At 71.0% G+C, this 21240-nt stretch carries 22 protein-coding genes and 1 pseudogene; 15 read left to right on the top strand and 8 right to left on the bottom strand.

Features of this window, described 5'->3' with window-relative positions:
* Positions 1-85 precede the first annotated feature (85 nt).
* Complete coding sequence (locus ACWFR1_RS30410; protein WP_453556839.1) at positions 86-577, bottom strand: hypothetical protein; 492 nt, start codon at positions 575-577, stop codon at positions 86-88.
* A gap of 249 nt (positions 578-826) precedes the next feature.
* On the opposite strand from ACWFR1_RS30410, the gene ACWFR1_RS30405 reads away from it, so the two are divergent.
* The gene (locus tag ACWFR1_RS30405; RefSeq protein WP_453556837.1) at positions 827-1279 is read left to right on the top strand and encodes a hypothetical protein; all 453 of its coding nucleotides are present in this window, start codon (positions 827-829) and stop codon (positions 1277-1279) included.
* A gap of 185 nt (positions 1280-1464) precedes the next feature.
* On the opposite strand, the gene ACWFR1_RS30400 is transcribed toward ACWFR1_RS30405, so the two are convergent.
* Complete coding sequence (locus ACWFR1_RS30400) at positions 1465-1647, bottom strand: hypothetical protein (RefSeq protein WP_453556835.1); 183 nt, start codon at positions 1645-1647, stop codon at positions 1465-1467.
* 142 nt (positions 1648-1789) lie between these two features.
* Positions 1790-2887 carry an isocitrate lyase/phosphoenolpyruvate mutase family protein gene (locus tag ACWFR1_RS30395; RefSeq protein WP_453556833.1) on the bottom strand — a complete coding sequence of 366 codons (1098 nt, stop codon included), beginning with the start codon at positions 2885-2887 and terminating at the stop codon, positions 1790-1792.
* A 36-nt stretch (positions 2888-2923) separates the two neighbouring features.
* On the opposite strand from ACWFR1_RS30395, the gene ACWFR1_RS30390 reads away from it, so the two are divergent.
* From ACWFR1_RS30390 to ACWFR1_RS30375, 4 genes are all read left to right on the top strand, one after another.
* Entirely contained in the window at positions 2924-3484 is a 561-nt protein-coding gene (locus ACWFR1_RS30390) for a PadR family transcriptional regulator (RefSeq protein WP_453556831.1), read from the top strand.
* A gap of 90 nt (positions 3485-3574) precedes the next feature.
* Positions 3575-4681, top strand: coding sequence for a hypothetical protein (locus tag ACWFR1_RS30385; RefSeq protein ID WP_453556829.1), 1107 nt, complete (start codon positions 3575-3577; stop codon positions 4679-4681).
* Positions 4682-4778: 97 nt separating this feature from the next.
* Positions 4779-5075 (top strand): hypothetical protein, encoded by a 297-nt coding sequence (locus ACWFR1_RS30380; RefSeq protein ID WP_453556827.1) that lies wholly within the window; start codon positions 4779-4781, stop codon positions 5073-5075.
* Between the two features lie 197 nt (positions 5076-5272).
* The gene (locus ACWFR1_RS30375; RefSeq protein WP_453556825.1) at positions 5273-5956 is read left to right on the top strand and encodes a class I SAM-dependent methyltransferase; all 684 of its coding nucleotides are present in this window, start codon (positions 5273-5275) and stop codon (positions 5954-5956) included.
* Positions 5957-5974: 18 nt separating this feature from the next.
* Here ACWFR1_RS30375 and ACWFR1_RS30370 read toward each other — a convergent pair whose 3' ends face one another.
* The 5 genes and pseudogenes from ACWFR1_RS30370 to ACWFR1_RS30350 all read right to left on the bottom strand — a co-directional run bounded on the left by ACWFR1_RS30370 (position 5975) and on the right by ACWFR1_RS30350 (position 9401).
* On the bottom strand, positions 5975-6511 hold the full coding sequence (locus ACWFR1_RS30370) for an NUDIX hydrolase family protein (RefSeq protein WP_453556823.1): 537 nt from the start codon (positions 6509-6511) through the stop codon (positions 5975-5977).
* 501 nt (positions 6512-7012) lie between these two features.
* The gene (locus tag ACWFR1_RS30365) at positions 7013-7729 is read right to left on the bottom strand and encodes a DUF7873 family protein (RefSeq protein WP_453556859.1); all 717 of its coding nucleotides are present in this window, start codon (positions 7727-7729) and stop codon (positions 7013-7015) included.
* A 113-nt stretch (positions 7730-7842) separates the two neighbouring features.
* The gene (locus ACWFR1_RS30360; protein WP_453556861.1) at positions 7843-8079 is read right to left on the bottom strand and encodes a hypothetical protein; all 237 of its coding nucleotides are present in this window, start codon (positions 8077-8079) and stop codon (positions 7843-7845) included.
* Between the two features lie 151 nt (positions 8080-8230).
* A pseudogene (locus ACWFR1_RS30355) lies at positions 8231-8443 on the bottom strand (GDSL family lipase); the annotation flags it as partial.
* Between the two features lie 97 nt (positions 8444-8540).
* Positions 8541-9401, bottom strand: coding sequence for a fumarylacetoacetate hydrolase family protein (locus tag ACWFR1_RS30350; RefSeq protein ID WP_453556821.1), 861 nt, complete (start codon positions 9399-9401; stop codon positions 8541-8543).
* Between the two features lie 152 nt (positions 9402-9553).
* Between ACWFR1_RS30350 and ACWFR1_RS30345 the strand changes: the two genes are divergently transcribed.
* From ACWFR1_RS30345 to ACWFR1_RS30300, 10 genes are all read left to right on the top strand, one after another.
* Entirely contained in the window at positions 9554-10564 is a 1011-nt protein-coding gene (locus tag ACWFR1_RS30345) for a hydroxyacid dehydrogenase (protein ID WP_453556819.1), read from the top strand.
* Positions 10565-10865: 301 nt separating this feature from the next.
* On the top strand, positions 10866-12191 hold the full coding sequence (locus ACWFR1_RS30340) for a sugar ABC transporter substrate-binding protein (protein WP_453556817.1): 1326 nt from the start codon (positions 10866-10868) through the stop codon (positions 12189-12191).
* Positions 12188-13183 carry a carbohydrate ABC transporter permease gene (locus ACWFR1_RS30335; RefSeq protein WP_453556815.1) on the top strand — a complete coding sequence of 332 codons (996 nt, stop codon included), beginning with the start codon at positions 12188-12190 and terminating at the stop codon, positions 13181-13183. The genes ACWFR1_RS30340 and ACWFR1_RS30335 overlap by 4 nt, the downstream gene beginning before the upstream one ends.
* The gene (locus ACWFR1_RS30330) at positions 13180-14046 is read left to right on the top strand and encodes a carbohydrate ABC transporter permease (protein WP_453556813.1); all 867 of its coding nucleotides are present in this window, start codon (positions 13180-13182) and stop codon (positions 14044-14046) included. The genes ACWFR1_RS30335 and ACWFR1_RS30330 overlap by 4 nt, the downstream gene beginning before the upstream one ends.
* A gap of 36 nt (positions 14047-14082) precedes the next feature.
* The gene (locus tag ACWFR1_RS30325) at positions 14083-15039 is read left to right on the top strand and encodes a 5-dehydro-4-deoxyglucarate dehydratase (protein ID WP_453556811.1); all 957 of its coding nucleotides are present in this window, start codon (positions 14083-14085) and stop codon (positions 15037-15039) included.
* On the top strand, positions 15036-16304 hold the full coding sequence (locus ACWFR1_RS30320; RefSeq protein ID WP_453556809.1) for an enolase C-terminal domain-like protein: 1269 nt from the start codon (positions 15036-15038) through the stop codon (positions 16302-16304). The genes ACWFR1_RS30325 and ACWFR1_RS30320 overlap by 4 nt, the downstream gene beginning before the upstream one ends.
* A gap of 51 nt (positions 16305-16355) precedes the next feature.
* Positions 16356-17687: an alpha-L-fucosidase gene (locus tag ACWFR1_RS30315; RefSeq protein ID WP_453556807.1), complete on the top strand. Its 1332-nt coding sequence runs from the start codon at positions 16356-16358 to the stop codon at positions 17685-17687.
* Positions 17688-17731: 44 nt separating this feature from the next.
* A complete protein-coding gene (locus ACWFR1_RS30310) occupies positions 17732-19192 on the top strand; it encodes a polysaccharide lyase 6 family protein (RefSeq protein ID WP_453556805.1) in 1461 nt (486 codons plus the stop codon).
* Positions 19193-19433: 241 nt separating this feature from the next.
* Entirely contained in the window at positions 19434-20309 is an 876-nt protein-coding gene (locus tag ACWFR1_RS30305) for a sugar phosphate isomerase/epimerase family protein (RefSeq protein ID WP_453556804.1), read from the top strand.
* Positions 20310-20362: 53 nt separating this feature from the next.
* Positions 20363-21034 carry a FadR/GntR family transcriptional regulator gene (locus ACWFR1_RS30300; RefSeq protein ID WP_453556802.1) on the top strand — a complete coding sequence of 224 codons (672 nt, stop codon included), beginning with the start codon at positions 20363-20365 and terminating at the stop codon, positions 21032-21034.
* The last annotated feature ends 206 nt before the right edge of the window (positions 21035-21240 follow it).

Genomic DNA, 21240 nt, shown 5'->3' with positions numbered 1-21240 from the left:
ACGGAGACCACCGGCCCCGGCCCCGGCCTTGGCCCCGTCCCGCGCCTCGGACCCGGCTCACACGGAGCTGATCGCGGACGTCCCGTTACTGAGGCGGGGGCGGGGTGCTCGGAACGACCTCGGGATTGACCGTGTCGAAGTACACGTGGTCCGTCGTGGGGGAGAGATGGAACCGGCCGGTGTAGAGCGAGCGGGTGATGTGCTTGTCGTAGCCGACGCTGCTCACCCACGGGGCGTTCTCGGGCAGGAACTCCGCGAGTTCCTGCGGAATGTGCGCCGGCGCGCCGGGTGCGAAGGTGTACGTGGGCTTGGCGACGATGGACGCGACGGCCCCGGCCGGCAGTCGCGCGACCCCGACCACACGGATCTGCGGGTCCTGGTCGGGGAGCAGCTCGCGCCCGGAGTCGTCCGGGTTGTAGCCGAGCCAGTGGGGGTCGGACAGCTGTCCGATCGCGTGGAACCGGCGCTGAAGCGGCTCGACGTCGGTGTCCACCGTCCTGAGGTCCGGCTCGGGGCTGTCGCCACCGCCCCCGCAGCCGACCGCGCCACCGCCGAGAACGACGAGCCCGCTGAGCACCAACAACCCTCGACGACTTACCGATCTCGACGCCTTCATGAACCCTGCTCCCCTGTGTCCTGCGAGGGTTCGATACTAGGAGGTTGCCGCCCGCCGCCTTCGCGTATCGGGATGTCAGCCAAGGTTATGAACAAGACAAGAGCCGGCGAAGAGCTGATGAGCCTGACGTGAACATGTAACCTCTGTGGCGCGATCGCACCAAAGGCACGGCCCATGACCACCGTTCATTCCTTTACAGGAGGTGCCATCTTGGCCACTGCACAGACAACGATCCCGGCGCGTGTCCTCCGCGCCCTCGGCACGCTTGCCCTGGGCGTCGGCCTCAGCGCAGCCTTCGTCACGCCCGCCTCGGCGGCCCCGGTACCAGCGGCAGAGGGGGCGACCGTCACCAGCGTGCAGAGCGTGGCCGCCGACCATCCCTGTTACGGGATGGCCACCACGGGGGCGTCGAGCTGCTTCCAGCCCTACGGCGAGCACCTCTACACCTGCGACACCGCGGCCGACGGCCACCACCCCGGCACCTGGTACCGGATCAACGGCGGCACGTGGAAGAACGTCCAGTACAACCTCGGCAGCGGTTACTGCGCCGACCTCAACCTCTCCATCGGTGAGAGCGGTTACATCGACCTTCAGGCGTGCAACTACGAGGGAAGCACGGCGCTGAACTGCAGCAGCGTCCGGAGGGTCAGCGCCAACGGGTGACGTGGCGCCCGGGGCCACCCGGGCGGGCATCCACCCATGACCTGCGCGGCCCCGCCCACCCGGCGGGGCCGCGCGTCCGTCGAGGGGACGCCTGAGGGGTGGTGCCGTCCTGCCGGGCCGTGGCGTCCTGCCTGGTGGCGCCGCCCTGCCAGGCCGTGCCGCTCCGCGAGGACGCACTCGCCCGGTCAGTTCAGGGGCCGGCTGGTGACATAGACGGTACGGAGGACGGTGGCGGCGGAGAGCACCAGGAGGTTGCCGCCCACCAGCCCGTACAGCCCGATGTTCTGGCTCACGCGCGGCCCGCCGTCCATCCCGAGGAGCTGGAGGCCCGCGAACCCGAGGAAGATCCCGACGAAGGCGTGCACCACCCGCCCGACGGGCTCGCCGACGACCCGCCGGTCGCGGGGGCGGCCAGGAACCTCACATTGACCCCGAGTCGCCTTCCTCGAGCGCACCGCCGAGGCGGTCGAGGCGGCGCGGCAGCCGTCGCGGGACGGGTAGGCAGGGCGATCAGTTCGTCGCGGGCCGTGTCGCGGGCACTCTGCGGTCCCAGCCGGTCGGCGAGCCGGGCGGAGGCGTACGTACGGGCCGCGTCCAGCATGTTGAAGCCGGGGGACAGGCGGACCGCGTGCCCTCCAGGGTGGCCAGCGCCCGGAACACGGCCGCGATCTCCGGCGGAACCGCCAGCCGGAAGTCCGCCACCAGCTGGAACAGATCGCTGAACATGTCCACGTCGGGCGCGGATCCGGGCCCCGGATGCCGGGCGCTGAACCGCCCGAGCGCACGCAGCAGCCGCTGCTCGTCGACCCCCTCCGGCCGGTCGGTGATCTCCAGGAGGGCGTCGCGCAGGGCCGGCGGATCGCCGCGGTCGACGGCGAGGAACAGACCGCCCATCGCCTCGCGGAGCCTGGCGTCGATCCGCCCGACGGAGCCGAAGTCGAGGAGGGCGGCCGTGCCGTCGGGCTGGAGCAGGATGTTCCCGGGGTGCGGATCGGCGTGGAAGACACCGTCCAGCATGATCTGGTCGAGCAGCGTCTCGGCCAGCTCGGTGCCGTGCCGCTCGTCGTCGGGGACCGCCTTGCCGAGCGGCGTGCCCTCGAGCGGGCTCATGACGAGGACGCGTTCCGTGCTGAACTGCCCGTGCAGGACGCGGACCGAGACGCTGGAGTCGCCGCGCGCCTCGGCGGCCCGTGCCGAACGAACCACGACACTCAACGCGTACGGTCGGCCAACAGCAGCGCGTTGAGCGTGGCGTAGTCGAATCCGCCCTCCGGGAATCCCCCCCTCCAGGGATCCCGTCGTGCCCTGGGTCAGCAGCTCGCGGGCGGCCCGTCGTACCAGCCCGTACGCAGCCTCGGCTGGGGAGGACCCCGCACTGACGCGGGCGACGCCCACGTCGGCGAGCGCGGAGACCGGCAGGGCGCCGGGTCCGGCCAGGAGGTTCACCGGCAGGGGCGAGCCGTCCACGAGCGCCCCGGCCGTCCGCGCGTCCAGATCACCGAGGACGAAGACGCCGTCCGCACCGGCCTCCGCGTAGGCACGGGCCCGGACGAGCGTCTCGTTCAGCCAGGCCGCCCGGTATGCCCTGTGCCATAGGTGAGTAGTCACCTATGGCACAGGTAACACAAAAGTGACGGGAGAGAGATGAAGTTCGAGCACGTTCTGCTCGGATTCGTGGCGATGCGTCCCTGTACGGGGTACGACCTGAAGCGCTGGCTGGGCAGTGAGATGGGCCGCATGAGCCGGCTCCCCAGCCAGCAGAGCCAGATCTACCGCACCCTCGCCCGGATGACCGCCGACGGCTGGCTGGCGTACGACGTGGAGCGGAACGAGGGCCGCCCGGACTCCAAGATCTACCGCGTCACCGACGCCGGCGAACGCGTCCTCCACGCCCGCCTCGCCGAGCCGTACGAGCCGTCGGTCGACTTCGGCGACCCCGAGTTCCAGATGCGCTACGTCCTCTCGGTCTTCGTGACCGAGGGCGAGCAGATCGCCCTCGTACGCACCGAGCTGGAAGCGCGCCGCGCCCAGCTCGACCGCTTCCGCGCCCGGGACATGTGCGAGGAGCCCTGGCTGCCGGGCGTGGACCCGCAGCGCATGGGCCGCATCCTGGACCACGTCCACGAGAGCAAGGACAGGGCCCTGGTCACCCACGTGCGCTGGCTGGAAGAGGTCCTCGCGGAACTGACCGCGATGCGGCCCTGAACTGAGCGGACAGGTACTCCGTACGGATGTGCGATCGTGGGGTGGCCCCAGGGGAGGGGCCGGGATCGAACGCGGCGTGGGGGGACTGGCGTGGACAGGGACAGGGGCAGGGACGGGGAACGGGGCGGTTCGTCCGTGCCGGACGAGGTGTGGGAGGAGTTCCTGCGCACTACGGCCGACGGTGCGGGGGACGCACCGAAGGAACCGTCCGCACGGGCCCGCGAGGTGACGGGCGGGCTTCGGGCCGAGCCCGCGGAACCGACGCCATGGCGTGCGCACGCCCCCGTCCGCCGGCGGAGCAGGAAGGGCTGGTACGCGGCCGGGCTGCTGGCCTCACTGGTCCTGCTGGTCGTGGCGGTGGACCCGGCGGGCGTCGTCGGCTGGTCCGGCGACGAGGAAGGCCGGCCGGGGGAGACCCTGGCACAGGAGTCGCAACGCCCCGACAGCGCACCGGCGGCCGAGCCGACCGAACGGGCCACACTCGCCGACCCGTTCCGGGGATCCCCTGCGGCGCGCTGGGCCAACGGCCCGGCGGGGATCGCCGTCCCCGCGGCCAAGGCGACCGGGTGGATGACGAAGGCGGAGGTGGAGCAGGCACTCGCGCGGACGCGGGACTTCCTCGCTGCGTCCAATCTGGATCCGACCGTGCTGAGAGGGGGCCGGCCGGAGAAGGCGATCGCCTTGATGAACCCGCATCAAGAGGACGTCAGGACCTTCGTGTCGACGGCACTGCGCACCCCGGGCAAGGAACACGACCCGCTGCTCCTCTTCAGCCGCTTCGAGCCGGCGCAGGCACGCCTGGTCGGGGACGTGGTCAAGACCCGCGGGCGGATCACATACCGGGAGGGGCGGCGCGGAGCCCTTGAGGTGACCGCCGACGTCACGTACGTGTACCCGACCGCACCGGCGGGCGGCGGCGACGAGGTCGTGCGCACGATCGTGCGGAGGGAGACGGTCGTGAGCTGGGACGACCCGGCGAAGGTGACGACCGAAGCGGGGACCTTCACGCTCCTCTCGTACAAGACCGACATGACCAACGGCGGTTGCGACAACGTCACCGGCTTCTTCCGGCCGGAGTTCGGCGGAGGAGGAGGGTCGGGCGCCGGTACGGACGGCGACCGGACCGTCGACCCCTACGACCGCAGCACGACGATGGGCGAGGGCCACGAAGGCTGCGGGACCGCCACACGGTCGTAGCCGAGCCGGGGCGCGGAGCACCCTCGGGCGGCGACGAACCCGGCTCCGTACCGTCCGGCAAGCGCGCGTTGTCAGTGGCGGCTGGAAGGCTGGAGGAATGAACGGAGATGAGCAGCTGCTGCGCGGCCGGGTCTACGGCCACGACCACGACGACCCCGACCCTGGCCCACTCCCGCACCAGACCTACGTCGCGCTCGTAGGCGGGCCACTGGACGGACTGCTGCTGGACATCACGGGCTGGCGACCCGAGGAGATCGACGACGGGGCCGCACTGCCCACCGAGCTCGGGCAGTGGCCCGGCGGACGCTCGCTGTACGACCCACGCCCCGACGAACCCCGCACCCCCGGCCCCGGCGTCGTGTGCCGCTTCCACTACTCGGGCGACACGCCCTGACGCCCTCGGCGCGCCCAAGGCGAGACCGGGCACGCCGTGCCCCGAACGACGTACCGCGCTGCGCTCCACCAGGGAGGACGTAGGAACTCGGACGTAGGCCACCCGTCAGGGCCAACGGACATCGCTTTGCCGGACCGCTTTGCCGGACCGGCAACAGAAGTGGCGCGACTGGGAAACGATCGGCGACGGTGGGACACATGACCGACGACATCAGAGCAGCATCGCCCGCGCCCGGTACTTCCGCGCAGGGCGACGGATACCTCGGAGACCCCGTGGTCCGTGCGGAGTGGGACAGCCGGTACGCCGACCGCGGGCAGCTGTGGAGCGGCAAGCCCAACGGCGCACTCGTGGCCGAGGTCGCCGGGCTCACCCCGGGCCGCGTCCTCGACGTCGGCTGCGGCGAGGGCGCGGACGCCGTCTGGCTCGCGCGCGGCGGCTGGGACGTGACCGCGCTCGAGGTCTCCAGCATCGCGCTGGAGCGGGCAGCCGGACACGCGCGGGACGCCGACGTCCCCGTTCGCTGGGTGCACGCGACCCTGACGGAGGCCGGGCTCCCGCCGGCCTCCTTCGACCTGGTCTCCGCGCAGTACCCGGCCCTGTTGCGCACGCCCGACGCCGCGGCCGAGCGGGCACTGCTCAGCGCCGTCGCGCCCGGTGGCGTACTGCTGCTCGTCCATCACGCGGGGATGGACACCCAGCAGGCGCACGACGACAGCGGCTTCGACCCCGCCGACTACGTCTGGCCGTCGATGGTCACCGAGCTGCTCGACGACGACTGGGAGGTCGAGGTCGACGAAGAGCGGCCACGCGTGGCACCCGATGGCGGAGCCGGCGCGCACCACACCGACGACGTGGTGCTCCGTGCACGCCGGCTCCGCTGAGCCGGACCACCACACCACTCAGTACGCGTACCCCACATGAGCGAGGGCCTGCTTCAGCAACAACCCCCGCCCACCCGGCATCTCGCCCTGTACGGCCGGGGAGGCCGCCTCCTCAGGGCTGAACCAGACCAGGTCCAGCGCGTCCTGCCGAGGGCGGCAGTCGCCGGCCACCGGCACGATGTAGGCGAGGGACACCGCGTGCTGACGCGGGTCGTGGTACGGGGTGACGCCGGCCGTGGGGAAGTACTCGGCGACGGTGAAGGGCTGCAAGGAGGCGGGGACTCGGGGCAACGCCACGGGGCCGAGGTCCTTCTCCAGGTGCCGGAGCAGCGCGTCGCGGACCCGCTCGTGCTGCATCACGCGCCCGGACACCAAGGTCCGGCTGATCGTCCCGTCGGCGCCGATCCGCAGGAGCAGACCGATGCTGGTGACCTCACCGCTGTCGTCCACGCGTACGGGCACGGCCTCGACGTACAGGATCGGCATCTGGGCCCGGGCCAGCTCGAGCTCGTCAGTGGTCAGCCAGCCGGGCGAGGTTTCAGTCATGTCAGACATCGCCTGATCATACTTTCCCCATCGCGCCTCAGCCCAGGTCGCGTGTCTGCCACGCGGGTGGGAGTCGAGAATCGCGCGCGGGGTCCCGCACGCGGGCGGGGAGCGGGTCCGGGGGCGTAGCCTGCCCCCGGACCCTGACGGTGCCGCTCACATCACACGCCGGCACGCTTGAGGACCCGGGGCATTCGTCATTGCGTCGCGTCCTGCCGTTGGACCACCGCCGATCGAGCTCGGCGGACCAGATTCGAACTGGCATTTCGACGCACCAGGGCCCGGGCCCGGTTGATCCGGCGATGAGCGGCGCATGCTGAGTCTGGAGCAATAGTCTGAGATTGGCCGCGGTCTGCCTCTGCCTGGTTGGGCTGTCCAGGCGGGAAGTGCCGGGAGGAGGACTCGAACCTCCACTGGGACCGCGGATGTCACGACAGGGCTCAGCTTCAGCTTTGCGCTCCTCGCGCACCCCGGCCCTGTTCTGTGGCCGGGGAGTCCATGGTGTCCCGGCTACCCGAAGAGGTAGCCGAAGACGGCGTCGCCGACGCGCTGGTCGGTGACCTCGGCGCTGTTCGCCTCCTCGCGGGCGAACTTCACCGCCTGCTGGAGCTTCTCCACCCGCTCCAGGAGCTCGTTGACCCGGCGGGCGGGCATCGTGCCGGAGAACTTCACCGTGGTCCAGTACCCGACGGGCACGTCCTCGTAGTAGACGTCGACCTGTGCCGGGTGTTTGTCGGTCGCCTCCGCCTTGACGTGGTTGCGGGGCACCTTCTTCGTACGGACCGTACGGACGACCTCGGTCTTCCAGGCGTCGGTCGACGGGTCCTGGGTCCACGACTCGGCGGCGTCCAGCACGGGAAGCTTGCGGACGAAGGTGTTGATGTCCGTCAGCTGCTTCTCCAGGAACAGCAGGTACGCGACGGGCACCTGTCCCACGAGGACGCGTCCGTCGACCGTGATGTCGGCGCGCGCCTCACAGTTGGCCCAGTCCTTGGTGGCTGTCACATCGAAGAGACGGGTCAGTGCCCGGGCGGTGTCGCGCAGCACGTCCTCGGCCTTCACCTGCACCAGCGTCGACTCGGGCGGCAGTTGCTCGCCCTCCTCGTCCTTCGGCTGGTAGGTACGGGCGATTCCGGCGAGCAACGCGGGCTTCTGCAGGCCGTGATGCGCCGCGGTCAGGTCCTGGTGCGCCGCCCGGGACTTGACGCCCTTCTCCACTGCGATGATCTGATTCGGTAACGTTCGAGAATCGCGTGATTCGCTTCAGGTTGGACCCAGGTTCTGTCGCCATCAGGAGTGAGGCGAGGGCGACGGCTGCTTCGTAGGATTTGGCGGCTTTGTCATATGGGGTGGCGCTGCCACGCGATGACGCGGTGGCCGAGCGGGCTCGGATGGACCCTGTCGGGGGCGAGGAGGGCCGCGCCGTGCTCCTCGGTGGCGCGCAACAGCGCCAGGTCCGTGCGGACCACCGTCGCCCCATGAGCGGTCGCCGCGCGCAGGACGGCGTCGGTGCCGGGCGCGAGGTCCTCGAACCACGTCTCCTGTTCGGGGCCGGCCGGTAGCAGGAACGGCGTCATGACGAACAGCCGGGCGGCGCAGCTCTCCTCGACGAGGGTGAGGACGGCAGCCGAGCGAGGCCTCGAACTCCAGTACGGGGCTGAGGAGTCCGCGGTCGTAGCGCCGCCAGGTGTCGTTGATGCCGATCAGGACGGTGACGACCGAGGGGGCGAGGGCGAGGGCGTCGGTGGCCCAGCGCGCCTCCGGGTCGTGGACCCGATGGCCGCTGACACCCTGGTTGACGACGGTCGCGGGGGAGGGCAGGGCCTCGGCGATCATCCGGACGTAGCCGTCGCCGAGGGACGCGGGGTCCTCGCGGTCGCGGCCGGTGTCCGTGACGGAGCCACCGATGAAGAGCAGCAGGTCGTCCCGGGTGAACCGCACGCGCGTCCACCCCCCCCGCACCTTCGACCGTCAGACCAATGAGTGGAAGGCGGCGAAAGCCTCTTCCTCACCTGCTCGGTCTGGCGCGCGTCTCCTCTCAGGCCTGCCGGAAGGTCTGGCGCATGGTGCCGAGACCGTCGATCTCGCACTCGACCACATCACCGTGCCGCAGGTACGGCCGGGGTTCGGGCCGGCCGAGGGCCACGCCGGCCGGGGTGCCGGTGTTGATGACGTCCCCGGGGTACAGGACCATGAACCGGCTGAGGTAGCGGATGATCTCGGCGACCGGAAACACCATGTCCGCGGTCGAGCCGTGCTGACGCTCGACGCCGTTCACCGTCAGCCGCAGCGAGAGCTTCTGCGGGTCGGGGACCTCGTCCGGAGTGACGAGCCACGGACCGAGCGGGTTGAATGTCTCGCAGCTCTTCCCCTTGTCCCACTGGCCGCCCCGCTCCAACTGGAACGCGCGCTCGGAGACGTCGTGCGAGACCGCGTACCCGGCGACGCACGCGAGCGCGTCCTCGTCGCTCTCCAGGTACCGGGCGGTCCTGCCGATCACCACGGCCAACTCGACCTCGTAGTCCGTCTTGACGCTGTCGCGAGGGATCAGCACCTCGTCGTACGGCCCCGAGACCGTCCACGGGTCCTTCATGAAGACCACGGGCTCGGCCGGCAGCTCCGCTCCCGTCTCCTCCGCGTGGTCACGGTAGTTGAGGCCGATGCAGACGACCTTCCCGGGCCGAGCGACCGGAGCCCCGACCCGTACGCGGTCGACGGGGACGTCCATGGCCGGCAGGGCTCCCGCCGCGACGGCCTCGGCGAGCCGGTCGAGCACGCCGTCGGCGAGCGAGCGGTGGTCGATGTCGACGGCGATGCCGGAGGCATCGAACAGCCCACCGGCCCCGTCCAGGATCGCCAGGCGCTCCGCCCCTGCTTCGCCGACCCTCAGCACACGCATGCCAGCCATCCCTCACGATAGACATCGGATGTATCGACTATGGAATGCAAGCAATCGCCCGCAGTTTTGTCCAGCCTCTCGACAGGATCAGCTTTGTCCTCCGATGTATCGTGTGGCCCGCCGATACCGCCACGCCCCAGGAGGCCGAGCCGATGGCAGCTGAGACCACGACGCCCAACGTCCTATTGGTCATGGAGGAGGAGCGCAGAGCCGATGTCTACCCGGCCCACGTTCTGGCGGACATCGGACGCCTGGCGCACTGGCACGCCCCCGCCCTCACCCGCGACGCCCTCCTCCGGGACCCCGGCGTACTGGAGGAGGTCGACGTCCTGCTCACCGGCTGGGGAGCCCCAGTGCTCGACGCGGCCCTGCTCTCCCGTGCGCCCAGACTGAACGCGGTGATGGTGGCGGCCGGTTCGGTACGTCACCTGACGCCGCCGGAGTTCTGGGCTCGCGGCATCCCCGTCGTGTCCGCGGCCGCCGCCAACGCCGTCCCGGTCGCCGAGTTCAGCCTCGCCCAGATCCTGCTCGGCCTGAAGCAGGTGCACCGCCTCGGCCGTGAGGTAGCGGTCGGCCGCCGCTTCCCGTACGATCCGCCGGTCGCCGGAGGGTACGGCTCCCGCGTGGGCCTGCTCGGACTCGGTGAGATCGGCCGCCTCGTCGCCCGGCTGCTGCGGAGCTTCGGCGTCGAGGTGCTCGCCTGCGATCCGGTGATCGACCCGGCCGCCGCCGCGGAGCTGGGTGTCCGACTCGCCGGAATCGACGAGCTGTTCACCTCCTGCGACGTCGTGAGCGTCCATGCCCCGCTCCTGCCCGAGACCGAAGGCCTCGTGGGGGAGCGGCTCGTGGCGCTCCTCCCCGACGGGGCGACCCTGATCAACACGGCCCGGGGGGCGGTGCTGGACGAGCCGGAGGTGATCGGAGTTCTCCGCGACCGGCCCGACCTCACCGCCGTCCTCGATGTGACCTGGCCCGAGCCGCCCGCGCCCGACTCGCCCCTGTTCACCCTGCCGAACGTCCTCCTCACCCCGCACCTGGCCGGCGCCATGGGGCGCGAACGCGCGCGCCTGGGTGAGCTGGTGCGCGACGAACTGCGGCGGCTGGTGCACGGCGAACCCCTGCGGCACGCCGTCGCCCCCGACCGGGCGTCGACCCGGGCGTAGCCTGGCCTGTTTCCTGTGCCGCGAGCCCTCGCCCCCGCCCAGACATCGGAGCTTTGATCGATGTCTGAGCGAGGGCTCCCCGGAGTGCTCCCGGCGTCGAGGTGAAGCGCTTCGCTTCCTGATGCGGCTCCCTGACTGTTCAAGCGGGTGATGAGGGCCCCGAAGAGTACGCGTCATCAAGCGCCTTCATTCGTTTCAGCTCTTTTCAGTCATCGGACTATTGACCCTCGTTCGGCCGCGCATTAGCGTCCCCGGCAAGCGCTTACAGGCCAGCTGCCGACGGCGGCGAACAGGAGTTGTCATGCAGAGAACGCGATGGATCGGTGCGGGTTTTCTCGCCTCGGCGTTGGCCCTGACGAGCTGTACGTCCGGTCCTGCCGGGACGGACGCCAAGCAGGACTCCAAGGCGGAGCTGGAGCTGTGGACCAGGACCACGCCCGGCGGCCCCGGCGAGAAGGCCACGCTCCGGCTGGTCGAAGGCTTCGAGAAGGCCACCGGGCACAAGGTCAAGGTCACGGCGATCTTCGACGACTTCGAGACGAAGCTCCAGCAGCGCGCCGCCCAGCGGCAGTTGCCCGACATCGTCATGAACGACGTCACCCAGCTCGGCGCGATGCACAGCCAGGGTCTCCTCAGGGAGATCGACCTCAGCAAGATCAAGGGCAGCCAGGATCTCGTCGAGCAGGCCCGTGACTCCGGCCGGAGCGTCGACGGCAAGCAGTACGGCATCCCGTACTCCGCCCAGGCCGGCGCCCTCCTCATCCGCAAGGACTGGCGCGAGAAGCTCAAGCTGGAGGCTCCGCGGACCTGGGACGACTTCGCCGCCCTTGCCACCGCCTTCACCACCCGCGACCCCGACGGCAACGGCAAGCAGGACACCTACGGTCTCGCCGCTCCGCTGTCCACCAAGCGCGGCTACGCCTCCTGGTACTTCTCCAACTTCCTCTGGGCCGCCGGCGGGGACTTCGTCACCGAGGCGGGCCAGGGGAAGTTCAAGCCGTCGATGACGAGCAAGGAGTCGACGGAGGCCATGCGCTGGTTCCGCGCCCTCGGCTGCGACGGGAAGGTCGTCCAGCCCGGCGCCGTCACCATGGACACCCCGCCGACGAACGAGACGTTCGAGGCCGGCAGGACCGGCATGTTCGTCGTCGGCCCCTACCTCATGTCCCGCTTCGACAAGTCCCTCGGCAAGGACAAGTACGAGGTCGTCCCCATGCCCAAGGGCCCGAAGGACGCCACCGTGCTTGCCGAGGGCGGCTCCGTCTACCTGATGGCCGGTTCCGAGAACAACGCCGGACAGGACGCCTTCGCCGGGTACGCCATCTCCGCCGAGGGCCAGAAACTCGGCATGGAGGGCGTCGACGGCTCCACCGTCCAGCTTCCCGTGAACAAGACCGTCGACGTCACCGAGGTCCGCCCCGACCCCCGCTGGAAGACCTACGCCGACGCCTACCGCTCCTCCGGGCGCTACGCCCCCTCCCTTCCCAACTGGACCCCTGTACGGCAGATCACCGCCGAGACGGTCAACGCCCTGATGGCCGACTGCTCCCTCGACCTGGGCGAGAAGCTGCGTGAACTCGACACGAAGCTCGCCGGGATCCTCCAGGAGCAGGGAATCGCCGGATGACGAGCCTCGACCAGGTGAAGGCGGCCGTCGGCCCGGCGGCCGGCTCCACCCGGCCCGCCGCGCGCGGGCCGGCGCCGACCGCGTCGGGAGAGGGCGGGCCGCCCGTCTCCCGCCGCGTGAGGAACCGCCGCGGCGGCCGGTGGTGGACGCCCTGGCTCTTCCTCGCCCCCGCCCTGATCCTCTTCCTCTACTTCAAGTTCATCCCCATGGCCAGCGCGCTGACCATGTCCTTCCAGGAAGTCCAGCCCTACCTCGGCAACCGGTGGGTCGGCGGCGAGAACTACGCCACCGTGCTCTCCTCGGACGGCTTCCGCGAGGCCGCCTGGCACACCGTCGTCCTCGCCGTCGGACAGACCGCGGGATCGATGCTGCTCGGCCTCACCCTCGCCCTCCTCATGGAGGGACAGGGCCGCAGACTCGGCTTCGTCCGCTCGGCGGCCTTCCTCCCCGTCGTCGTGCCGATCGCGGTCGTCGCCGAACTCTGGCGGATCATGTACCACCCCACCGAGGACGGCATGCTCAACTCCCTCCTCGGCCTCGTGGGGTTCGGCCCGTCGGGATTCATCAACGACCCCGACGCGTCCATGGCCTCCATCATGCTCACCGGCATCTGGCGGGGCGCCCCCTACGACATGATGATCTTCCTCGCCGGGCTCGCCGGGGTGGACCGCGGACTCTACGAGGCCGCCAAGGTCGACGGCGCGTCCCGGTTCCAGCGCATCCGCCATGTGACCCTCCCCGGTCTGCGCGCCGTCCTCACCATCCTCTTCGTCCTCGCCGCCATCCGGGGCCTGCGCGTCTTCACCGAGGTCTTCCTGCTCACCAACGGCGGCCCCGACGGCTCCACCGAAGTCGTCATGACCGTGATCTACAAGCTGGGCCTCGAACAGAACCGGCTCGGTGTCGGCGCGGCCGGAGCCGTCCTGCTGTTCCTGGCGACGCTGCTCCTGACGGTCGGCGTCCACCTGTTCCGACGGAGGGGTAACGAATGAGCGCGCCGACCGAGACCGCCCTCGGGCTGGCCGAGAGCCGCAGCGCAGCCGGCCGCGCCCTCAAGGTCCTCACCTACCTCCTCGTCCTCGTCGTGTTCGCGGGCCCCCTGCTCGCCCTGCTCGTCAGCGCGTTCAACCACGTCAAGGACCCCACCCAGCTCAGCGTCCTCCCCTCCGACCCCACCGTCGGCAATTTCGCCGTCGCCTTCGACCAGGGCGTCCTGAAGTACCTCCTCAACTCGTTCTTCGTCGTCGGCTTCGGATTGCTGCTCCAGGTCGCCGTCTCCGTCCTCGCGGGCTACGCCCTCGCCAGGAAGCGCTTCCGGGGCATGACCCTCGCGTTCGTCGCCATCCTGGCGACACTCATGCTGCCCGAGGAGATCCTGGCCATCCCGCTCTCCGTGATCCTCGCCGACCTGCCCGTCGTCCACATCAATCTGATCGGCTCCCTCGCCGGCATGATCGTGCCCGTCGGCGCCTGGGCGTTCTCCATCCTCGTCATGACCGAGTTCATGAAGGAGGTGCCGAAGGAGCTGGAGGAGGCGGCGCGCATCGACGGCGCCGGAGACCTGCGGATCTTCGCGCAGATCATCCTCCCCATGTGCAAGCCCGCGCTCGGCGTCATCGGGGTCTTCGGCTTCACCATGATCTGGGACCAGTACCTGCTGCCCCTGCTCGTGGCCACCGACTCCTCCTCGTACACCCTGCCGCTGGCCCTGCGCACGCTGCGGGTCGACCCCCTCGTCACCCCCGGCGTGGTGATGGCCGCGTCGCTGCTCGCCCTGCTGCCGTCCGTCATCGTCTTCCTCTTCTTCCAGCGCTCCTTCGTCCACGGCCTGTCCAGCGGCGCCCTCAAGGGTTGACCCGAACGGCCGACCCCTCCGAAAGGACCACCTCCCGTGATCCCGTCCCGGCTGATGTCCTTCCCGCTCACGCCGTTCACCCCCGCCGACGAGGTGAACACGAGCGTGTTCACCGACCACATCGAGGACCAGCTCGCCCACGGCCCCGCCGCGCTCTTCGTCGCCTGCGGCACAGGGGAGTACTCCTCGCTCAGCGCCCCCGAGTACGCCGAGGTCGTCCGGCACGCCGTACGCGTCGTCGCCGGCCGCGTACCCGTCTTCGCCGGCGCCGGAGGAGGCCTCGGCACCGCACAGGCGGCCGTCGCCGCCGCCTCCGAGGCGGGCGCCGACGGGATCCTGCTGCTGCCGCCGTACCTCGTCGGCGGCACCGAGGACGGCTACCTCTCCTACGTGGAGTCCGTCGCCCGCGCCGGCCGCCTACCCGTCCTCGTCTACCGGCGCGGCCTCGCCAGGATCGGCGTGTCCACCGCCCTGCGGCTCCTCTCCGTGCCCCAGGTCGCCGGGATCAAGGAGGGCGACGGCGACCTGGACTCGATGGCCCGCATGGTCACCGCCGTACGCACCAGCGGCCACCCCCGTGCCGAGACCTTCGCCTTCCTCAACGGACTGCCTACGGCCGAGGTCAGCGCGACCGCCTGCCGGGCCATCGGCATCCGTGACTACTCCTCCGCCGTCCTGTGCTTCGCCCCCGACATCGCCCGCGCCTTCCACACGGCCCTCACGAACGGTGACACCGCCACCACCGGCCGGCTCCTCGCCGACTTCTACCTGCCGCTGACCGCCCTCCGTGACCAGGTCCCCGGCTACGCCGTCTCCCTCGTCAAGGCCGGAGCCCGGCTGCGCTCGCTCGACGTCGGCCACGTCCGGGCGCCCCTCGTGGACGCGGCCCCCGACCACGTCGACCAGCTCGAGGACCTCCTCCTCCAGGGCCGGCGCGCCCTGACCGAACCCACCCCGGCGCACGCTGCTCCCGCCGTGGCGGTCGCCTCGTGAAGGTCACCTCCGTCGTCGTCACCCCCGTCGCCTTCGCCGACCCGCCGCTGCTCAACGCCGTCGGCGTCCACGAGCCGTACGCCCTGCGCGCGGTGGTGGAGGTCAGGACCGACACCGGCGCGTACGGGCTGGGCGAGAGCTACGGCGACGCCGCCCACCTCGCACTGCTCCGCGCCGTCGCCGACGACCTGCCCGGCCTCGACCCCTTCGACCTCAACGAACTGTCCCGCAGGGTCGAGGCGATCGTCGGCGGCCGGGTGGCGCGCGACGCCCACGGCCTCATCGGTGAGGGCGGCGCGGCCAAGACGGTCGCGAGCACCACCTCGCCGTTCGAGGTGGCCTGCCACGACCTCCAGGGCAAAGGCCTCGGCAGGCCCGTGTCCGACCTCCTCGGCGGCGCCACGCGCGACCGGATCGACTTCTGCGGCTACCTGTTCGCGAAATGGGCCGCGCACCCAGGACACGAGCCCGACGAGTGGGGCCCGGCGCTCGACCCCGCGGGAATCGTGGCGCAGGCCCGGCTGTTGGCGGACCGTTTCGGCTTCCGCTCCTTCAAGCTCAAGGGCGGCGTGCTCCCGCCGGACGACGAGGTCGCCGCGATCCACGCCCTGCGCGAGGCGTTCCCGGACCATCCGCTCCGACTCGACCCCAACGCGAGCTGGGACCCGGACACCGGCGCCCGGGTCGCCGAGGAGCTGACGGGAGTACTGGAGTACCTGGAGGACCCGGTCGCCGGCATCCCCGCCATGGCGGAGCTCGCACGGACCGCCCCGATGCCCCTCGCCACCAACATGTGCGTGGTCACCTGGGAGCACCTGACCGAGGCGATTCCCGCCCGGGCCGTCGGCGTCCTGCTCGGCGACCACCACTTCTGGGGCGGACTCAAGGCGAGCCAGCATCTGGCCACCGCCTGCCACCACTTCGGCATCGGGATGTCCATGCACTCCAACTCCCACCTCGGGATCAGCCTCGCCGCGATGGTCCACCTCGCCGCCGCCACCCCCGCCGTCACCCACGACCTGGACACCCACTGGCCCTGGAAGCGGCCCGAGGACGACGTCGTCATCACCCCGTGGAACTTCGTCGACGGCGCGATCACCGTCCCGCGCGGCCCCGGACTCGGCGTCGAGCTGGACCGCGACGCACTGGACCGGCTGCACGAGCAGTACCTGGCGTGCGGCCTGACCCGCCGCGACGACACCGGCTACCTGGCCCGTGTCGCCCCTGGCGTACGGCTCCGCGAAGACGTCCACGAACCGGCCTGACGGCGTCGGACGGACCGCCCTCACCTCCCGACCGCACAGGAACGATGCCCGATGACCTCCACCAGCGCCGACGCCGGCCTCCCGGCGACCCCTTCGCCCGACACGACCTGGTTCACCCACGACCGCTTCGGCATGTTCGTCCACTGGGGCCTCTACTCCCTCGCCGCACGCCACGAGTGGGTGAAGACCCGCGAGAGGATGACGGACGAGCAGTACCAGGTGTACTTCGACCACTTCGACCCCGACCGCTACGACCCGGTCCGATGGGCACGGACGGCGAAGGCCGCCGGCATGCGGTACGTCGTCCTCACCACCAAGCACCACGACGGCTTCTGCCTCTGGGACAGCCGGCTCACCGACTACAAGGTGACGAAGACACCCCACGGCCGCGACCTGGTCGGACCGTTCGTCGAGGCGTGCCGCGCCGAGGGCCTCAAGGTGGGCTTCTACCACTCCCTGATCGACTGGCACCACCCGTCGTTCCCCGTCGACGGGACCCACCCGCAGCGCGACGACGAGGAGTTCAAGGCCGCGGCGGCGGACCGCGACATCCGGGAGTACCAGGAGTACCTCCACGGCCAGGTCCGCGAACTGCTCACCGACTACGGACGCGTCGACTACCTCTTCTTCGACTTCTCCTACGCGGGCCGCGAATGGTGGGGCGGCAAGGGCCCCGACGACTGGGACTCCCCGCGGCTCATGGCCATGGTCCGCGAGCTCCAGCCGCACATCCTGGTCAACGACCGGTCCGGCCTCCCCGGAGACTTCGTCACGCCCGAGCAGTACCAGCCGTCCGCCCCGATGGCCGTCGACGGCCGTCCGGTCCTGTGGGAGGCGTGCCAGACCCTCAACGGGAGCTGGGGCTACGACCGCGACAACCTCGACCACAAGAGCCCCGACCTGCTCATCCGGATGCTCGTCGACGGCGTCTCCAAGGGCGGCAACCTGCTGCTGAACGTCGGCCCCACCGGCCAGGGCGACCTCGACCCGCGCGACACCGCAGCCCTCGCCGAGATCGGCCGCTGGACCGACCTCCATGAACGCTCCGTCCGCGGCTGCGGCCCCTCCCCGTACACCCCTCCCGCCGACTGCCGGTACACCCAGGCCGGCGACCGGCTCTACGTCCACCTCTTCTCCTGGCCGCTGCGCCACCTCCACCTGCCCGGTCTCGCGGGCCGGGTGCGGTACGCCCAGCTCCTGAACGACGCCTCGGAGATCGTCCAGGAGCCGCTCGACCCCGACCGCCCGGCGATGAACACCCAGATGGGCGGCCAGCCGGCCGGCACCCTCACGCTCCGGCTCCCGGTGCGGCGGCCCGACACACCCGTGCCCGTCATAGAGCTGCATCTGACGGACCCGTCCGCGCCCGGCGCGTCGATGTGACGGGCCGTACGCGTACCACTCATCCGACCGATCACGGAGGCACCATGCAACGACGCACGTTCCTCACCGGCACCGCGGCAGGGGCGGCCGTCGCCGTCCTGCCCCTCTCCGCCCCGGCGTACGCGAGTACCGCCCGGTGCAAGCCCGCACGCCCCCTGGGCGCCACCGTCGACGTCAGTACCCTGGACGACCTCCAGGACGCGATCGACGCGGCAGGACCGGGCACCCGCATCGTCGTCGCGAACGGCACCTACACCGTGCCCGCCGCCAAGCCCCTCACCATCACCGGCAAGAACGGCTCCCGCACCGCGCCGATCACCATCGTCTCCGCGTCACGGGGCGGCGCCGTCCTGCGCGGCGAGCGGAGCTTCGTCTTCGACGCGTCCAGCAACGTGACCGTGAGCGGTTTCTCCTTCCGCCAGAGCACCACCCTGGAGATCCCGCCGAGCTGCACGTACATCCGGCTCACCCGCAACGACTTCCAGCTCGCGGACATCGAGGGCCTGCACTGGGTCATGGTCCGCGGCGACGAGGCCGTGATCGACCGCAACCACTTCCACGGCAAGACCACGCTCGGCATCTTCCTCGGCATCGAGGGTGCGGGCAGCGAGGCCATGGCCCAGGGCGTGCACGTCCACCGCAACCACTTCTCCGACCACACCTTCGCGGGCTCCAACGGCGGCGAGCCGATCCGCCTCGGCGTCAGCCCCCGTGCCCTGTCCAGCGCGCACGCGCTCGTCGAGTACAACCTGTTCGAGCGGGCCAACGGCGACCCCGAGGCCATCTCGGTCAAGAGCTCCGACAACACCATCCGCTACAACACCATCCGCGACAGCCTCGGCGGCATCGTCCTGCGCCACGGCAACGGCACCCTCGTCGACAGCAACTACCTCATCGGCGGCAAGGAGGGCGTGCGGATCTACGGCAACGACCACATCATCGTCAACAACTACCTCGCCGGCCTCACCGGACGGGCGATGGTCATCGGCAGCGGAACCGAACGCGACCACCTCCCCGGCGAGTCGGCCGAGGCCCGCCGGGGCAACGACGCACCCGACCGCGTCCTCATCGCCCACAACACCCTCCTGGACAACGCGGGCGGCGCGCTCTCGGGCGAGAGCCACCGCCCGCACGAACCCCGTGACGTCACCGTCGCCGACAACCTGCTGGTCGGCCAGACCGGCAGCCTGGTCGAGATGGCGACCACGGTCCGCTTCACCTGGCAGAGCAACATCCTGTTCGGCGCCGCAGCCGACGGGAACATCCCCGCCGGCGGATTCCTGCGGGCCGACCCCCGTCTGGTGCGGGGCTCCGACGGCGTGTACCGCCTGTCGAGCACCAGCCGGGCGATCGGCGCGGCCACGCTCTCCCCGGCGCCAGTCACCCATGACATCGACGGCGACGCGCGCGGCAGCGTGCGAGACGTCGGTGCCGACGAGTACGCCACTGCGACGCCGCTGCGCCGGCCGCTGACCCCGGCGGACGTGGGCCCCAACGCCCGCTGACGGCGAAGGGGGAGGGGCAGCCGGCCCGACGTACGTCCGCTCCGGGCCGGCTGCCGACTCCCGAGCACACTCCCCTCGGACCGCTACGGGGGCCACAGACTTCCACGGACCTCCTCGGGCTGCCGAGGACATCCTCCCCTCATCGGCCCCTTGGACTTCCTCGGCCCCCGTGAACCTTCTTCGGTCTTCTCGGGCTCCCTCGAATCCACGCGACCCGCTCGACCCAAAGGAAACCGCTCCCGTGCCCGATCCGGACCCCTCGCACCCCCTCCCACCAGGGCCGGACACCGCCCCGCCCAGGCTCGGGATCTGCTCCGTCACCTTCCGGGGACTGCCCGCCGTCGAGGTCGCCCGCCGCGTCGCGGAGGTGGGCCTGGAGGTCGTCGAATGGGGCGCGGACGTGCACGCCCCGCCCGACCGCCCCGAGGCGCTCCGCTCCGCCCGGGACGCCGCCGACGCCTACGGCATCGCCTGCTGCTCCTACGGCTCGTACTTCCGCTGCCTCCCGGACGAGCTGTCCGGGTTCGCGGAGATCGCCCGCGGGGCCGTGACGCTCGGAGCACCCCGTATCCGCGTCTGGGCCGGTGCGTCGGGGTCGGCGGAGGCCGTGGAGGAGGACCGCGCCCGGATCATCGCGACCCTGCGGGAGGCCGCTCTGGTCGCGCGGGACCACGGTCTGGAACTCGGCCTCGAGTTCCACGGGGGAACCCTGACCGACTCGGTCACCTCCACCGTCCGCCTCCTGGAGGACCTGCGGGCGGCGGACGTGGACAACGTCACCCCCTACTGGCAACCACCTCAGGACGCCACCGACCCCGAGGCGCTCGCCGGCCTCGACGTACTCGCCGACCGGGTCGGCGCCGTCCACGTCTTCTCCTGGTGGCCGGGCAACCTCCGGCTGCCGCTGTCCGCGCGCGCCGGGCTGTGGACCGAGGCGTTCGCCCGGCTCACGGCGTGGCCGCGGCCGCGGGACGCCCTCCTGGAGTTCGTCCAGGACGACGACCCCGCCGTCCTGGCCCGCGAGGCGGCGTCTCTGCGGCGCTCCGCGGGCCTGGACCCCGGTCGTCCCGAAGGCGTCCCTGACGGGCCCGGTCGCCCCCACGTCACCCTGCAGTAAGCTGGCGCCCAGCAGACACATCCGATGTATTTGGCCTTGCACAGGAGGACGCCTTGGCAGTTACGGACGAGGCGATCGGCAAGATCAAGGAGATGATCGTCTCCGGCGCGCTGCGTCCGGGGGACAGGCTCCCCAAGGAGGCCGACCTCGCCGCCGAACTGGGCCTGTCGCGCAACTCCCTGCGCGAGGCGGTCAAGGCGCTGTCCCTGCTGAACATCCTCGACGTGCGGCAGGGCGACGGGACGTACGTCTCCAGCCTCGAACCGCCGCTGCTGCTCGAAGCGGTGTCGTTCGTCCTCGACTTCCACCAGGACGACCAGGCGCTCCAGGCCCTGAAGGTACGGGGCATCCTGGAGCCGGCGGCGACCGCGCTGGCGGCGGAGCGCATCCCCGAGGAGGAGATCAGGGCGCTCGGGGAGCTCCTCGACCGGCTCGGCGACGCCCCCAGCCTGGAGGAACTCGTCGCAAGCGACCTGGAGTTCCACCGTCGCATCGCGACGGCCTCCGAGATTCCTCTGCTGTGCTCGCTCCTCGACAGCATCTCGGGTGTCACCGTGAGGGCGCGGCTGTGGCGGGGCATCACCGAGGAGGCGGCCGTGGCCCGGACTTTGTCCGAGCACCGGGCCATCCTTGACGCGCTCGCCGCACGGGACGCGCGGACGGCGGAGGCCTGGGCGACGATCCACATCTCCAATGTCGTCCGCTGGCTCGACAGCGTGCTGTGACCTGCCGTTCCGACGTCTTCCGCCGCCTCCGCCGCCCGTGACGCACGACGAGGGCGGGCGCCTCCCCCGGGAGCGCCCGCCCGTCGGCATGCCATTCGTGAGGCCGTGCGTCACGGCCTTCGCGCTGCCGCGCGTGATGCGTTCTCAAGGTCCGAGAAACATCCGATGTCTACTTGCCTCACCTCTCGCGAGCGCCGTATCGTTCT

The sequence above is a fragment of the Streptomyces sp. NPDC055103 genome (assembly GCF_053607625.1).
This window is presented reverse-complemented; position numbering and strand designations above follow the sequence as displayed.